The sequence below is a fragment of the Planctomonas psychrotolerans genome, from assembly GCF_008642235.1.
Taxonomy (GTDB): Bacteria; Actinomycetota; Actinomycetes; order Actinomycetales; family Microbacteriaceae; genus Planctomonas; species Planctomonas psychrotolerans.
Map to the genome: position 1 here is coordinate 2,615,698 of NZ_SJEV01000001.1, position 14,355 is coordinate 2,630,052.

General features: G+C 69.4%; 13 protein-coding genes. 10 read left to right on the plus strand and 3 right to left on the minus strand.

What is annotated here, in order from left to right:
- The first annotated feature begins 64 nt into the window (after positions 1-64).
- From EY822_RS12055 to rbfA, 5 genes are all read left to right on the plus strand, one after another.
- A complete protein-coding gene (locus EY822_RS12055) occupies positions 65-1,843 on the plus strand; it encodes a proline--tRNA ligase (RefSeq protein WP_150308474.1) in 1,779 nt (592 codons plus the stop codon).
- A gap of 670 nt (positions 1,844-2,513) precedes the next feature.
- Positions 2,514-3,518 carry a transcription termination factor NusA gene (gene nusA / locus EY822_RS12060; RefSeq protein ID WP_150308475.1) on the plus strand — a complete coding sequence of 335 codons (1,005 nt, stop codon included), beginning with the start codon at positions 2,514-2,516 and terminating at the stop codon, positions 3,516-3,518.
- 200 nt (positions 3,519-3,718) lie between these two features.
- Positions 3,719-4,030 (plus strand): YlxR family protein, encoded by a 312-nt coding sequence (locus tag EY822_RS12065; protein WP_150308476.1) that lies wholly within the window; start codon positions 3,719-3,721, stop codon positions 4,028-4,030.
- A gap of 90 nt (positions 4,031-4,120) precedes the next feature.
- Entirely contained in the window at positions 4,121-6,967 is a 2,847-nt protein-coding gene (infB, locus tag EY822_RS12070) for a translation initiation factor IF-2 (protein ID WP_150308477.1), read from the plus strand.
- A 136-nt stretch (positions 6,968-7,103) separates the two neighbouring features.
- Positions 7,104-7,550 carry a 30S ribosome-binding factor RbfA gene (gene rbfA / locus EY822_RS12075; protein WP_150308478.1) on the plus strand — a complete coding sequence of 149 codons (447 nt, stop codon included), beginning with the start codon at positions 7,104-7,106 and terminating at the stop codon, positions 7,548-7,550.
- A 501-nt stretch (positions 7,551-8,051) separates the two neighbouring features.
- Here rbfA and EY822_RS12080 read toward each other — a convergent pair.
- The gene (locus EY822_RS12080; RefSeq protein ID WP_227497250.1) at positions 8,052-8,936 is read right to left on the minus strand and encodes an HhH-GPD family protein; all 885 of its coding nucleotides are present in this window, start codon (positions 8,934-8,936) and stop codon (positions 8,052-8,054) included.
- Between the two features lie 22 nt (positions 8,937-8,958).
- On the opposite strand from EY822_RS12080, the gene EY822_RS12085 reads away from it, so the two are divergent.
- Positions 8,959-9,630, plus strand: coding sequence for a nucleoside/nucleotide kinase family protein (locus tag EY822_RS12085; protein WP_150308479.1), 672 nt, complete (start codon positions 8,959-8,961; stop codon positions 9,628-9,630).
- Between the two features lie 52 nt (positions 9,631-9,682).
- On the opposite strand, the gene EY822_RS12090 is transcribed toward EY822_RS12085, so the two are convergent.
- Entirely contained in the window at positions 9,683-10,702 is a 1,020-nt protein-coding gene (locus tag EY822_RS12090; protein ID WP_150308480.1) for a ketopantoate reductase family protein, read from the minus strand.
- Positions 10,703-10,840: 138 nt separating this feature from the next.
- On the opposite strand from EY822_RS12090, the gene truB reads away from it, so the two are divergent.
- The 4 genes from truB (at position 10,841) to EY822_RS12110 (ending at position 13,782) form a co-directional block, all read left to right on the plus strand.
- Positions 10,841-11,893, plus strand: a complete 1,053-nt coding sequence (truB, locus tag EY822_RS12095) for a tRNA pseudouridine(55) synthase TruB (RefSeq protein ID WP_150308481.1) — start codon at positions 10,841-10,843, stop codon at positions 11,891-11,893.
- Positions 11,890-12,258, plus strand: coding sequence for a hypothetical protein (locus EY822_RS12100; RefSeq protein WP_150308482.1), 369 nt, complete (start codon positions 11,890-11,892; stop codon positions 12,256-12,258). The genes truB and EY822_RS12100 overlap by 4 nt, the downstream gene beginning before the upstream one ends.
- A 104-nt stretch (positions 12,259-12,362) precedes the next feature.
- Positions 12,363-12,848 (plus strand): hypothetical protein, encoded by a 486-nt coding sequence (locus EY822_RS12105; protein ID WP_150308483.1) that lies wholly within the window; start codon positions 12,363-12,365, stop codon positions 12,846-12,848.
- 4 nt (positions 12,849-12,852) lie between these two features.
- Positions 12,853-13,782: a bifunctional riboflavin kinase/FAD synthetase gene (locus EY822_RS12110; protein WP_150308484.1), complete on the plus strand. Its 930-nt coding sequence runs from the start codon at positions 12,853-12,855 to the stop codon at positions 13,780-13,782.
- 86 nt (positions 13,783-13,868) lie between these two features.
- Here the strand turns inward: EY822_RS12110 and EY822_RS12115 are convergent, their stop codons facing one another.
- Positions 13,869-14,288, minus strand: a complete 420-nt coding sequence (locus tag EY822_RS12115) for a DUF1761 domain-containing protein (protein ID WP_150308485.1) — start codon at positions 14,286-14,288, stop codon at positions 13,869-13,871.
- Positions 14,289-14,355 lie beyond the last annotated feature (67 nt).

Consider the following 14,355-nt stretch of genomic DNA (forward strand, 5'->3'; position numbering starts at 1 on the left):
GCGGGACCCGTGCGCGCGACCGGGCGCGCGATCCGCGTCGACCATCGCACCTAACATAGACAGCGTGTCAACTCGCCTATCGAAGCTCTTCGTCCGCACGCTCCGTGAAGATCCCGCCGACGCCGAGGTGACCAGCCACCGGCTGCTCGTGCGCGCCGGGTACGTTCGCCGCCAGGCTCCGGGCGTGTTCGCCTGGCTCCCGCTCGGCCTGCGCGTGAAGGCGAAGCTCGAGGCCATCATCCGCGAGGAGATGGAGGCCATCGACGCCCAGGAAGTGCACTTCCCGGCGCTGCTGCCGCGGGAGCCCTACGAGGCGTCCGGCCGCTGGGAGAAGTACGGCGACGGCATCTTCCGCATGAAGGACCGCAAGGGTGCCGATTACCTCCTCGCGCCGACGCACGAGGAGGTCTTCACGCTGCTCGTGAAGGACCTCTACGGCTCGTACAAGGACCTGCCCCTGTCGATTTACCAGATCCAGGACAAGTACCGCGACGAGGCGCGGCCTCGCGCTGGCCTCCTGCGCGGGCGCGAGTTCACGATGAAGGACGCCTACTCGTTCGACTACACCGACGCGGGTCTCGAGGCGTCGTACGAGGCGCAGCGGAGCGCGTACGAGCGCATCTTCAGGCGCCTCGGTCTCGAGTACGTGATCGTCAACGCCGACAGCGGGCTCATGGGCGGTGCCCGGAGCGAGGAGTTCCTGCACCCCACGTCGATCGGTGAAGACACGTTCGTGCGCACCGAGGGCGGGTACGCCGCCAACGTGGAGGCCTTCCGCACGGTGGTTCCCGACGCGCTGCCCATCGATGGTCTGCCGGCCGCAGAGGTGTTCGACTCCCCGAACACCCCCACGATCGCGACCCTCGTCGATCTCGCCAACGACCGGCATCCGCGCGCCGACGGGCGCGCGTGGACGGCCGCCGACACCCTCAAGAACGTGGTGCTCGCCCTCACCCACCTCGACGGCACGCGCGAGCTCGTCGTCGTCGGGCTCCCCGGGGACCGGGATGTCGACCTCAAGCGCGTCGAGGTGGCCTTCGCCCCCGCCGACGTCGATGCCGCCACCGACGCCGACTTCGAGCGGAACCCGGCGCTCGTGAAGGGCTACATCGGCCCATGGAGCGCGTCCGGTCCCGTGCTCGGCGGAACCGACGAGAACCCATCGAGCTCGGGTATCCGGTTCTTCCTCGACCCGCGCGTCGTCGACGGCACCGCCTGGCTCACCGGCGCGAACGAGGACCAGAAGCACGTGTTCGGTCTCGTGGCGGGCCGCGATTTCCGGGCGGACGGATTCATCGAGGCGGCCGAGGTACGTGCCGGTGACCTCGCCCCCGACGGATCCGGACCGATCGAGGTGGCCCGCGGCATGGAGATCGGGCACGTCTTCCAGCTCGGTCGCTTCTTCGCCGAGACTCTCGGTCTCAAGGTGCTCGACGAGAACGGCAAGCTCGTCACGGTGACGATGGGGTCGTACGGCATCGGTGTCACGCGCATCCTCGCCGTCATCGCCGAGGCGAACAACGACGACCGCGGGCTCATCTGGCCCGAGGCGGTGTCGCCGTTCGACGTGCACGTCGTCGCGACCGGTCGCGATGCGGCCGTGTACGAGGCGGCGGAGACCGTCGTCGCGGACCTCGAGGCCGCGGGTCTCGACGTGCTCTACGACGACCGTCCCAAGGTGTCGCCGGGAGTGAAGTTCGGCGACGCCGAGCTGCTCGGTGTGCCCCGCATCGTCATCCTCGGTCGCGGTGTGGCCGACGGTGAGGCGGAGCTGTGGGACCGGCGGACGGGGGAGCGCACGCCGGTCGCTCTCGCCGAGGTCGCCGCCTCCTTCGCCCGCTAGCGGTCGCTGACCGGTAACGTCCCTTCGGTCCCTGAGCCCGTCGAAGGGACGCACCTCGACGGTCCCTGAGCCTGTCGAAGGGACGTTACCGATCACGGTCCCTGAGCCTGTCGAAGGGACGCAACACGTCGCGTTCCCTGAGCCTGTCGAAGGGACGCAACCCGTCGCGGTCCCTGAGCCTGTCGAAGGGACGCAACCCGTCACGGTCCCTGAGCCTGTCGAAGGGACGTGTGGCCGGATGTTGTCGGTGGGCCGAGACCCCGAGGGCGACACGCCGATCCGCCGGTGACGCGCGGGCCGTGCAGACTCCCGCGGTCGGCATACCGTCCGTGCGCGTCCGCAGGGACGCGCCAGCAGTCGGTGGCCGCGTGTCCTGCGCCCGCGTGCCTCCCGCGTCCCTTCGACGAGCTCAGGGACCGTGAGGTCGGGACTCTTCGACAAGCTCAGGGACCGTGAGGTCGGGACTCTTCGACAAGCTCAGGGACCGTGTGGTTGCGTCCCGTCGACGGGCTCGGGGGCCGTGGGGTCGTGTCCATTCTTCAAGCTCAGGGACCGTGGGGTCGGTTCCCGCACGGAGCGCGGGGCCCTGACGGCAGTATGCGGGCGACGCGGAGGGGAGCGACGCATCCGCTATTCTGGGATATTCAATCTGAATAGAGGAGTTCGCCTTATGGACATCGATCTGAGCGTGCTTCGGCTCATGGAGCGCGAGCGCGAGATCCCGTTCGAAGAACTCGTGCACATCATCGAGCAGGCCATCCTCACCGCGTATCTGAAGCACACGGACCAGGCTGAATCGCGCGACAGTACGACGTCCGTTCCCCCTGCCCGCGTCACCCTCGACCGCAAGACCGGACACGTGTCGGTCTTCGTTCCGGAGCTCGACGACGAGGGCAACGTGATCGGTGAGGCCGAGGACAGCCCCAGCGACTTCGGTCGCATCGCCGCCTTCGCCGCCAAGCAGGTCATCAATCAGCGCCTCCGCGACATCGGAGACGACAAGGTGCTCGGCGAGTTCAAGGGACGAGAGGGCGACATCGTCGCCGGTGTCATCCAGCAGGGCCCGAACCCCCGCATGATCCACGTGGACCTCGGCACGATCGAAGCCATCCTGCCACCCGAGGAGCAGGTGCCGGGCGAGAACTACGCGCACGGTGAGCGCATCCGCGTGTACGTGACCGGCGTCTCCAAGGGGATGAAGGGGCCGCAGATCACGGTGTCGCGCACTCACCCGTCGCTCGTGCGCAAGCTCTTCGCTCTCGAGGTTCCGGAGATCGCCAGCGGACTCGTCGAGATTGTGTCGCTGGCCCGTGAGGCCGGACACCGCACGAAGATCGCCGTGCGGGCCACCACCCCGGGTATCAACGCCAAGGGTGCGTGCATCGGCGAACTCGGCCAGCGCGTGCGTGCCGTGACCGCGGAGCTGAACAACGAGAAGATCGATATCGTCGACTACTCGGATCACCTGCCCACGTTCGTGGCGAACGCCCTGTCGCCCGCGAAGGTGACCAGTTCTTTCGTGATCGACCAGTCGCTGAAGGCGGTGCGGGCGCTCGTTCCCGACTACCAGCTCTCGCTCGCGATCGGCAAGGAGGGCCAGAACGCCCGTCTCGCCGCAAAGCTGACCGGAGCGAAGATCGACATCCAGCCGGATTCGATCCTCGAGGACAACTAGGACGGGGTCCGTGAGTCGGCGGAGTGTCCCTTCGACCGGCTCAGGGACCGCGGGTCGCAGGGACCGTAGGGACCGGGATGTCCCTTCGACGGGCTCAGGGACCGTATGGGCACCGGGACCGTGGGTTCGCCGCCCGCCGACGACCGTTCGCTCACAGGCGAACCGTGTTGCTGGCGGGTCGGGGGCCGAGGAGGGGTATCATGGAAGCTGTCAGAACGTGTGTCGGCTGTCGCCGTCGCGCCCCGCGATCTTCTCTTCTGAGGGTCGTTGCTGTCGAGAAGCGGTTGGTGGCCGACGCCAGAGCCCGCTTCCCCGGCAGAGGTGCGTGGCTCCATCCGACCATCGAGTGCCTCGAATCCTCGATCACACGCCGGGCTTTTCGCCGGGCGTTCCGAGGGGCGGAGGGGCTCGATGCGGATGACCTCCGGCGCCACCTGACCGAGATAGTGGATCCGCACGGATCCGAAACGCACATGAGAGAACAGGCTGAACGGCACAGTGACCACTTATGAGTGACAACTAATGAGCGGCTCGAAATGAGTCGCGTCCGCACTTAACGGTCTGCTCCTGCTTCGGGGGTGGATCCCCCAGACAGGAGAATTGTGGCTAAACCACGCGTACATGAAATCGCCGCCGAAATCGGCGTCGACAGCAAGACAGCTCTGGCGAAGCTGAAGGAAATGGGCGAGTTCGTCAAGGGACCGTCGTCCAGCATCGAGCCGCCCGTCGCCCGAAAGCTGAAGGCCGCGCTGGCCGAGGCGAGCGCAGCGGCAGCAGCAACGCCCGCCGCGCCGGCGGCTGCGGCCGCCGCGAAGGCGCCCGCGCCCACTCCGGCTCGCTCGTCCGCTCCCACGCCGGGCGCCCGTCGCCCCAGCGCGCCGGTGCCGTCCGCACCTGTGCCCACCCCCGCCACGGCGGCCCCGCAGGCCCCGACCCCCGAGGCCGCACCGGTCGACGCCCCGCCCGTGCAGCCCGCACCGCTCACCGTGGCGGAGCGCCAGGCTCAGGCCGAGGCTGCCGCGAAGGCTCAGGCGGCAGGCAAGACCACGGCCGAGAGCACCCCGACCGAGAGTGCCGCTCCGGCAGCCCCCGGTACGGATGCCGTCGCACCGCGTCCGGGCATCCCTCGCCCGGGTGCGCCGCGCCCCGGCAACAACCCCTTCGCCAGCAACCAGGGCATGGGTCAGAAGCCCCGCCCCGGTAACAACCCGTTCGCGAGCAACCAGGGTATGGGCCAGCGCCCCGCCCCCGGAGCGGGCGGACCGCGCCCCGCGGCTCCGCGACCCGGTGCTCCCCGTCCCGGCGCCCCGCGTCCGGGCGGACCCGGGCAGGCCGCTCGTCCGGGCGGCTTCGGTCAGCGTCCCGCGGGTAGCGGCGCGCGCCCCGGCGGTGCCGGCGGCGGTGCCCGTCCCGGTGCAGCCGGTGCGGGAGCCGGTGGCTTCCGTCCGGGTGGTGGTACGGGCTTCGGTCCGCCCCGTCCGGGTGCCGGCGGCCGCGGCCGCGGTCCCGGTGGGGGAACCGCCGGTGCGTTCGGTCGCGGTGGCGGCAAGAGCAAGGCCCGCAAGTCGAAGCGCACCAAGAGGGCGGAATTCGAGCTGCGCGAAGCCCCGTCGCTGGGTGGCGTCAGCGTCCCCCGCGGCAACGGCAACACCGTGGTGCGTCTGCGCCGCGGCGCGTCCATCGCCGACTTCGCCGACAAGATCGACGCCAGTCCCGGAAACCTCGTAACCGTGCTGTTCCACCTCGGTGAGATGGCCACGGCGACCGAATCGCTCGACGAGGCCACGTTCGACGTGCTCGGCTCCGAGCTGGGTTACAAGATCCAGATCGTGTCGCCGGAGGACGAGGACAAGGAACTGCTCGACGGCTTCGACATCGACCTCCAGCAGGAGCTCGACGACGAGGACGACGACGTGCTGGAGATCCGTCCGCCCGTCGTGACCGTCATGGGTCACGTCGACCACGGTAAGACGCGACTCCTCGACGCCATCCGCAGCGCGAACGTCGTCGCCGGTGAGGCCGGCGGCATCACGCAGCACATCGGTGCCTACCAGGTGTGGGCTCCGCACGAGGGTGTCGAGCGCGCCATCACCTTCATCGACACCCCGGGTCACGAGGCGTTCACCGCCATGCGCGCCCGTGGTGCCCAGGTCACCGACATCGCGATCCTCGTGGTGGCGGCGGACGACGGCATCATGCCGCAGACCGTTGAGGCACTGAACCACGCACAGGCGGCGAACGTGCCGATCGTCGTGGCGGTCAACAAGATCGACAAGCCGGGCGCCAACCCCGCCAAGGTGCGTCAGCAGCTCACCGAGTACGGACTCGTCGCCGAGGAGTACGGCGGAGACGTCATGTTCGTCGACGTGTCGGCCCTCAACAAGCTCGGTATCGACGACCTGCTCGAGGCCGTTCTGCTCACCGCGGACGCCGGCCTCGACCTGCGCGCGAACCCGAACAAGGATGCCCGCGGTGTCGCCATCGAGGCGCGACTCGACAAGGGTCGCGGTGCGGTCGCGACCGTGCTCATCCAGTCCGGAACGCTGCGGGTCGGCGACGCGATCGTCGCGGGCACGGCTTATGGCCGTGTGCGTGCGATGGTCGACGAGAACGGCGACACCATCGACGAGGCGTTCCCGTCCCGTCCGGTGCAGGTGCAGGGTCTGTCCACGGTGCCCCGCGCCGGCGACACGTTCCTCGTCACCGAGGAGGACCGCACCGCTCGCCAGATCGCCGAGAAGCGCGAGGCGGCCGAGCGCAACGCTCTGCTCGCCAAGGCGCGCAAGCGCATCAGCCTCGAGGACTTCACCCGTGCTCTCGAAGAGGGCAAGGTCGAAGCGCTCAACCTCATCATCAAGGGCGACGTGTCCGGTGCCGTCGAGGCGCTGGAGGAGTCGCTGCTCAAGATCGAGGTCGACGACAGTGTGCAGCTGCGCATCATCCACCGCGGTGTGGGTGCTGTCACCGAGTCCGACGTCAACCTGGCGACCGTCGACAACGCCATCATCATCGGGTTCAACGTGCGCCCCGACACCAAGGCCCGCGAGCGCGCTGCCCGCGAGGGCGTCGACGTGCGGTTCTACTCGGTGATCTACGCCGCGCTCGAGGACATCGAGAGCTCGCTCACGGGCATGCTCAAGCCCGAGTTCGAAGAGGTGCAGTCGGGTGTCGCCGAGATCCGCGAGGTGTTCCGCTCGAGCAAGTTCGGCAACATCGCCGGTGTCATCGTCCGCTCCGGCACGATCACGCGCAACGCCAAGGCGCGCGTCATCCGCGATGGTGTGGTGGTGGGCGACAACCTCGCCATCGAGAGCCTGCGTCGATTCAAGGATGACGTCACCGAGGTGCGTACGGACTTCGAAGCCGGTATCGGCCTCGGCAAGTTCAACGACATCCAGATCGGTGACGAGATCGAGACGATCGAAATGAAGGAGAAGCCGCGCGCCTAGCGTGCGGTCGGCGGATGGTGGCATCCGGCACGGAAGCGGCGGGATCGATAGATCTCGTCCTCCCGTCGCCGGATGCCATCGTCCGCTTCGGTCCGCCGTCAGGGTGCGGACGCAATGCTGAGAAAGAGGATGAGACATGGTTGATCAGGCGCGCGCGCTCAAGATGGCGGACCGCATCAAGGTGATCGTCGCCAAGACGCTCGAACGCGGGGTCAAAGACCCGCGCATGGGCTTCGTGACGATCACGGATGTGCGGGTGACCGGCGACCTGCAGCACGCCAGCATCTTCTACACCGTCTACGGCTCCGATGAGGAGCGTCGCGACACCGCTGCCGCGTTGAAGTCGGCGACGGGCATGATCCGCAGCGAGGTCGGCAAGAACATCACGGCGCGGCTCACCCCGTCGCTGGAGTTCATCCCCGACGGCATCCCGGAGAACGCGGCCGCGATCGATCGGCTCCTGCAGGAGGCGCGCGAGCTCGACCGCTCCACGCAGAACCTCGCGACCGGTGCGACCTACGCCGGTGATGAGGATCCCTATGTCAAGCCGCGCGTCATCGGCGACGAGGACGACGAGGACTAGCCGCCCGATCGCGGGCCCTGAGCTTGTACGGTCCCTGAGCTTGTACGGTCCCTGAGTTTGTACGGTCCCTGAGCTTGTCGAAGGGACGTTCCGTTCCCGGGCGCCTCGTGTCCCTTCGACGGGCTCAGGGACCGTGGGGTGTCGTGGGCGGGGACGTTGCGTTTTCGATGGGCTCGTTTTCTTCGCGGGGTGTTGCGGTTACTGAGCTTGTCGAAGGGACGTTCCGTTCCCGGGCGCCTCGTGTCCCTTCGACGGGCTCAGGGACCGTGGGGTGTCGTGGGCGGGGACGTGCCGTTTCCGGTGGGCTCGTTTTCTTCGCGGGCTGTTGCGGTCCCTGAGCTTGTCGAAGGGACGCTGCGTTTTCGCGCGTCTTGCGTCTCTTCGACGGGCTCTGGGACCGTGGGGTGTTGCCGGCGGGGGCGTTGCGTTGCCGACCGCCTCGCGTCTCTGAGACAGGCTCAGGGACCGCGGAGTTGCCACCGAGAGACGGTGGGGCGCCGCTCAGCCGGCGCCGAGCACGTAGGTGCCGGGGGCGGCTTCGCTCGCGAGCCCGTCGCGGAGAAGCGCGGCCAGGGCGCGGTCCCGCTGCGTCGACTCCGCCCACACCGTCGTCAGCCTCTCGGCGGCAACCGGGCCTTGTGCCGCCCGCAGCTCGGCGAGCAGCAGGCCCCGCACCTGGCGATCCGACCCCACGAATCGCTTCTGCACCGTGCGCGCCGGCCCGTCGTACGCGGGATAACCCCGCATGCGCCACGCACACAGCTCGCGCACGGGACACGCACCGCACCGCGGCGCGCGGGCGGTGCAGACGACCGCGCCGAGTTCCATCGCGCCCGCGTTGAACACCCGCGCATCCTCGTCCGATTCCGGCAGTTGGTCGGCCATCAGGGCCAGGTCGCGGCGGGTGGACGGGGGCCCCGGATCGGCGACACCGCTGATCGCCCGCGCGAGCACGCGGCGCACGTTGGTGTCGACCACCGGATGCCGTGAGCCGAACGCGAAGACGGCGATGGCCCGGGCGGTGTAGTCGCCGATCCCGGGCAGGGCGAGCAATGTCGGGACGTCATCAGGCACGCGACCGCCGTGCCGTTCCGTGATCGCGGTGGCGCAGGCGTGCAGGTGGAGCGCCCGGCGCGGGTATCCCAGTCGGCCCCACGCCCGCACCGCCTCGCTGGCCGGCTCAGCCGCGAGCGAGGCCGGCTCGGGCCAGCGCGCAAGCCACTCCTCGAGCCGCGGAATCACGCGCGCGACCGGAGTCTGCTGCAGCATGAACTCGCTCACTAAAGTGCCCCACGCCGGGAAGCCCGGGCGACGCCACGGTAGATCGCGCGCCGAGTCCCGGAACCAGCCGACGATCGCGTCGGCGAACGGGGGAGTATCGGGCACCCCGCCAGCCTAGGCTCGACCCATGCCCCTGTACCGTGCCACCCGCGACGAGGTGCTCGCGCAGCTCGCCGACGAATTCCTCCATAACTACGGACGCGGTCGCACCGTCCTCGCCATCGATGGCCGAGACGGCGCGGGCAAGACCATCTTCGCCGCCGACCTCGCGACCGTGCTGCGGAAGCGCGGCCGCTCGGTCGTCACCGCAAGCATCGACGCGTTCCATCGACCCCGTGCCGAGCGGTACGCGCGCGGCCGCACGGGGGAGACGTACTACGCCGACGCGTTCGACTACTCCACGTTCCGCAGGGTGCTGGTCGAGCCGTTCCGGCTCGCGGGCAGTGCCGCGTTCGTGCTCGAGGCCTTCGACGTGCGGCGGGATGCGCCGATCGAGCCGCGATGGACGACGGCGCCCGACGACGCCATCCTCATCGTCGACGGCGTGTTCCTGCACCGCCCCGAGCTCGTCGGGCTGTGGAACTACTCGATCTGGCTCGAGGTGCCGCTCGAGGTCACGTCGGCCCGGATGGCGGAACGCGACGGCGCCGATCCGGATCCGGGCGCGGAGAGCAACCGACGGTACGTCGACGGTCAGGACCGTTACGCGCGCGCCGTCGATCCCCGGCGGAAGGCGTCGGTGATCGTCGACAACACCGATCCCTCGCATCCGCGACGCGTGTTCGCCGACAGTTGCTGACGGGAACCGTCGCAACCGGATCGACCCCCGACGGTCACGCCCCGCGCCCGGTCTAACGTACGGCCCCGCGCACCGCGGACACCCGGGTGCGGCGCAGCACCTCCACCGCGGGCAGATGCCGACCGGTGCGCTCCACCTGGTGCACCATCGCCACCAGCGCCTCGTTCACCGGCGCCGTGAGCGGAGTGTCTTTCGCGGCGTCGACCACCGCGCCGTTGAGGTAGTCGATCTCCGTCAGTCTGCCGCGGCGGATGCTCTGCAACGTGGATCCCGGATTCGGGACCGATCCCATACCGCGGGCGAGCCCCATGGGCAGACCCTGCGCGAACCGCACCGGGAGATGGGCGAACACCCAGATTCGGTGACGGAGGAGCGGACCGATCGGGTCGAACCGCACGCCCGTCGCGGCGCCCACGCGTGCGGTCTCCTGCATGCTCCGGGTGATCACCTTGCGCAGGTTGCGGTGGCCGACGGCGTCCTGCACGCTGAGCCCGGTGATCGCCGGCACGGCGTTGATCCCGTTGATCAGGAGCTTCGTCCACTGGGCGCCCTCGAAATTGCCCGACACCTGCACCGGTAGAACGGCTTCGAGCACCTCTTTCGCGGCGAGCGCTCCGAGGGTGGGGGCACGCCCCGGCACGCCGAGGATGAGCGGGGCGGCCGCCGTGACGGTGACCTCTCCGGGCCGGGAGAACGACGCCGCGAACAGGGCGAGCCCGCCCACCATGTCGGCCGAGGGTAGTGCGCGCCCGGCGAGCCGCAGACCGCCCAGCCCGTTCTGCACCACCACGACGGGGACGTCGCGCAGGTAGCCGGCGTTCGCGCTCATCGCGTCCGGAGCATCGGCGATCTTGGTGGCGACGATGGCGAGATCCGGTGGTCGCGCGAGCCGCTCCGCCGCGGCGACGGAGGCGACGTGCGTTCCCCACGCTCCGCGCATGCGCAAGCCGTTCTCCTGGATGGCACGGAGGTGGTCTCCACGCGCCGTGATATCGACCTCGTGACCCGCACGATGCAGCAACGCCGCAAGCGTGCCCCCCACCGCGCCGGCTCCGATCACCGCGATGCGCATGATCCCCCGTTCCCCCGCAGCCCCCTGCGCTCGACCGTGTCGGCTGCGACGAACCGCCGACCCGGATACTCGTGCTGCCAGCCTACGTGCTCCGCGGTTTTTGCCGCACCGCCGGGGTACCGGACAATGGATCCAGACATGACACACACATCCGCGGCAGAGACCCGTCCGGCCGGTAGCGGCATCCTGCTCCTCGACAAGGAGGGCGGCTGGACGAGCCACGACGTGGTAGCGCGCACCCGTCGACTCGCCGGAACCCGCAAGGTCGGCCACGCCGGGACGCTCGATCCGATGGCCACCGGTCTGCTCCTGGTGGGCGTGAACAGCTCGACCCGCTTGCTCACCTACATGGTGGGACTCGACAAGGAGTACTTCGCCACCATCCGCCTCGGCGCCTCGACCATCACCGATGACCGCGAGGGAGACGTGCTGGGGTTGGCCGCGCCCGGCGAGGTGACCGCTCTGTCGGCCGAGGACGTGGAGGCGGCGATGGCGACGCTCCGGGGCGAATTCCGGCAGGTGCCGAGCAGCGTGAGCGCGATCAAGGTGGACGGGAAGCGGTCGTATGCACGCTCGCGCGCGGGTGAGGATGTGGTGCTGGATGCGCGGGCCGTGACGATCACGGCGTTCGACCTGCTCGGGTCGGAGGTGGTGCGGGAGGGTGACGTCGACTTCCTCGATCTGTCCGTGCGGGTCGAGTGCTCCTCGGGGACCTACATTCGCGCGATCGCCCGGGACCTCGGCCGGGCGCTCGGGGTGGGCGGTCACCTCACGGAGCTGCGGCGCACGCGCATCGGCCCGTTCCTCGTGCGGGACGCCGTTCCCCTCGGTCGCTTGCAGCCCGCCGAGCACCTCATACCGCCCGCCGATGCGGCTGTCGCGCTTTTCGACCCGCTGCACCTCACGAGTCAGCAGGCCATCGATCTCGGGCACGGCAAACGCATCGCGCGGAACGAGGCCGAGCGGACGGAGGACGATGGAGTTCGACCGCTCGCTGCGATCGCTCCCGGTGGCCGACTCGTGGGGCTGGTCGAGTTCGACGGGGGAGTCGGCAGGGTGGTGGTCAACTTCCCGCCGGACGCCCCGCCCGCGGCACCGCGGGACGCGCCGCCTGCACCGGCAGAGGCGCCGCTGACGGCGCCGAAGAACTCACCGCCCGCAGTCACCGACACTTCCGGGACCGATCGGTGATCGACTGGTTCACCACCGCGCAGATAGCGGTGGCCACCCTTGCGGGCCTGCTCGGCGTCGCACTCGGCCTCGCCGGGAGAAAACCGAACGACCTCACCATGGGAGCGACCGCCCTGGTCGAGGTGCTGCTCCTGGCCCAGGTGGTCGTCGCGATCGTCGCCCCGCTCGCCGGCAATCCGCCGACCGGCAACCTCATCGAGTACTGGGCGTACCTCATCAGCGCCGTCCTCGTTCCGCCTCTGGCGGGGTTCTGGGCCCTGGTGGAGCGCACCCGCTGGAGCACCGTCATCCTCGGTACCGCCTGTCTCGCCATCGCGGTGATGCTGTACCGCATGAACGTCATCTGGACCGTGCAGCTGGCCTGATCCGGCCGGCGGTTCTCCGAACGCCCGCGCCCCGCACGACCGCGCCCGACTCATCCGGCCCACGCACATTCCTGCACCGGCCGTGGGCGATAATTGGGAGTGACATGGCTAAGACTTCGCGCGTGACCGGGATCGGTCGAGTCCTCATCGTCGTCTACGGGTTTCTCGCGCTGGCGGCCACCGGGCGTTCTGCGGTGCAGATCCTCACCAAGTTCGAGGAGGCGCCGCTCGCCTACCTCCTCTCGGCACTCGCCGCCGTGGTGTACATTCTCGCCACCGTCGCGCTGATCGCGCCGGGCCGCTCGGCCGCGTCCGCCCGTTCCTGGTACCGCGTCGCGTGGGTCACCATCACCTTCGAGCTCGTCGGCGTGATCGTCATCGGGGTGCTCAGCATCGTCGACGCCGAACTGTTCCCGCACGACACCGTCTGGTCGGTCTTCGGACGGGGCTACCTGTTCGTGCCGCTCGTCCTTCCCGTGCTCGGCATGCTGTGGCTGCGAGCGCATCGACCGGGCGGCGCCGACGCTGCCGCCGGCGCGGGCAGCCTTCGGTCCACCGGCGAACCGGCTTCCGGCCCGAGCGGGAGCTGACGGCGTGCGCCTCTTCGATCGACTCGCCGACGTTCCCGACGACTTCGGCCCGTCGGCCATCAGCATCGGCAAGTTCGACGGCGTGCACGCCGGACACCGCGCGGTCATCGCCGAGCTCACCGCCGCTGCGGCGGAGGAGCACCTCGTTCCCACCGTGGTCACCTTCGACCGGCATCCGGCGGCTCTCCTCGCCCCGGAGAAGTGCCCGCCCCAGCTCGTCAGCAACCGGCAGAAGGTCGAGCTGCTCGCCGAACGCGGCGTCGAGGCAACGCTTCTGCTCACCTTCGACGCCGCACTGGCGGCGCTGCCGCCGGAGGAGTTCGTCGAGCGCATCCTGGTGCGTTCCCTGCACGCCCGACTCGTGCTGGTGGGGGAGGACTTCCGTTTCGGCCGCGGAGGCGCGGGCACCGTCCGAACGCTCCGGGAACTGGGTGTTCGCCACGGGTTCCGGGTGGACACGGTGGGTGACGTGCGTCCGGACTCGCACCGGCGTGTCTCTTCCACCTGGATTCGCGATCTGCTCACGGCCGGTGACGTCGACGCCGCAACCGACCTTCTCGGCCGGGCCCCGTCGGTCTGCGGGATGGTCGTGCACGGTGCCAAGCGCGGCCGCGAGCTCGGCTTCCCGACCGCCAATCTCTCCCCGGAGTCGGAGGGTCTCATTCCCGCCGACGGCGTGTACGCCGGGTGGCTCACCGACGCCGGTACGCGTTATCCGGCCGCCATCTCGGTCGGCAGCAATCCCACGTTCCAGGGGGTGCCACCCAAGCAGGTGGAGGCGTACGTGCTCGACCGGGACATCGACCTGTACGACCACATCGTCGAGGTCGCATTCGTGTCGCGCATTCGCGGTCAGGTGGCGTACGAGGGCGTCGGACCACTCATCGCCCAGATGACCGATGACGTGGAGCGCGTCCGCGCCCTCCTGCTCTAGCGGATCACCCGGGGCGTCCGTGCGCGCCGGGCTGCGACGCCGAGCCGCCGTGCTGCGGCACTGCTGAGTCGCGGTGTGCCGCCCGACTATGCCGGCCAGACACCGATGATCAGCGCCATCACGACGAGGGTCACGAACTCGTGTGCCACGTTGAGCACGGTCAGACCGGCGGGCCGTCGATCGAATGCGTCATGCGTGATGAAGCGCGCCGCGGTGAAGCCGGCCCAGAGCACGATCGCGGTGACCACGGCGTTGACGAGCAGACCGCCGCCGTAGAACTCCATGGAGATGTACGCGGCGCCGGCGAGCACCCATGCCGTGATGAAGCTCACGACGAGGGTGAGGAGAATAGGGCCGATCGCATCCTTCGTGTCGCCCGACGGTGTGACGCCCGCCGTACGCATCCAGTACGCCCCGAACACCTTCGGCGTGTACCAGATGGATCCGACGATCATGCTCGACAGGGTGGCGAGGAGTACCGCGAAGTAGTTGATCTCGGGGATCATGGTCGTCCTTTCCGATCGGAGGGTCGGTGCGGCGTGCACCGGAGTCCGGCGCAACGGAGTCCCGGGC

Bases quoted from the DNA above. Each gene is read 5' to 3' on its own strand.
- nusA (WP_150308475.1), top strand. From the start codon at position 2,514: ATGGACATCGATCTGAGCGTGCTTCGGCTCATGGAGCGCGAGCGCGAG.
- EY822_RS12105 (WP_150308483.1), top strand. From the start codon at position 12,363: ATGGCTAAGACTTCGCGCGTGACCGGGATCGGTCGAGTCCTCATCGTC.
- rbfA (WP_150308478.1), top strand. From the start codon at position 7,104: ATGGTTGATCAGGCGCGCGCGCTCAAGATGGCGGACCGCATCAAGGTG.
- EY822_RS12065 (WP_150308476.1), top strand. From the start codon at position 3,719: ATGGAAGCTGTCAGAACGTGTGTCGGCTGTCGCCGTCGCGCCCCGCGA.
- EY822_RS12115 (WP_150308485.1), bottom strand. From the start codon at position 14,288: ATGATCCCCGAGATCAACTACTTCGCGGTACTCCTCGCCACCCTGTCG.
- EY822_RS12090 (WP_150308480.1), bottom strand. From the start codon at position 10,702: ATGCGCATCGCGGTGATCGGAGCCGGCGCGGTGGGGGGCACGCTTGCG.
- EY822_RS12085 (WP_150308479.1), top strand. From the start codon at position 8,959: ATGCCCCTGTACCGTGCCACCCGCGACGAGGTGCTCGCGCAGCTCGCC.
- truB (WP_150308481.1), top strand. From the start codon at position 10,841: ATGACACACACATCCGCGGCAGAGACCCGTCCGGCCGGTAGCGGCATC.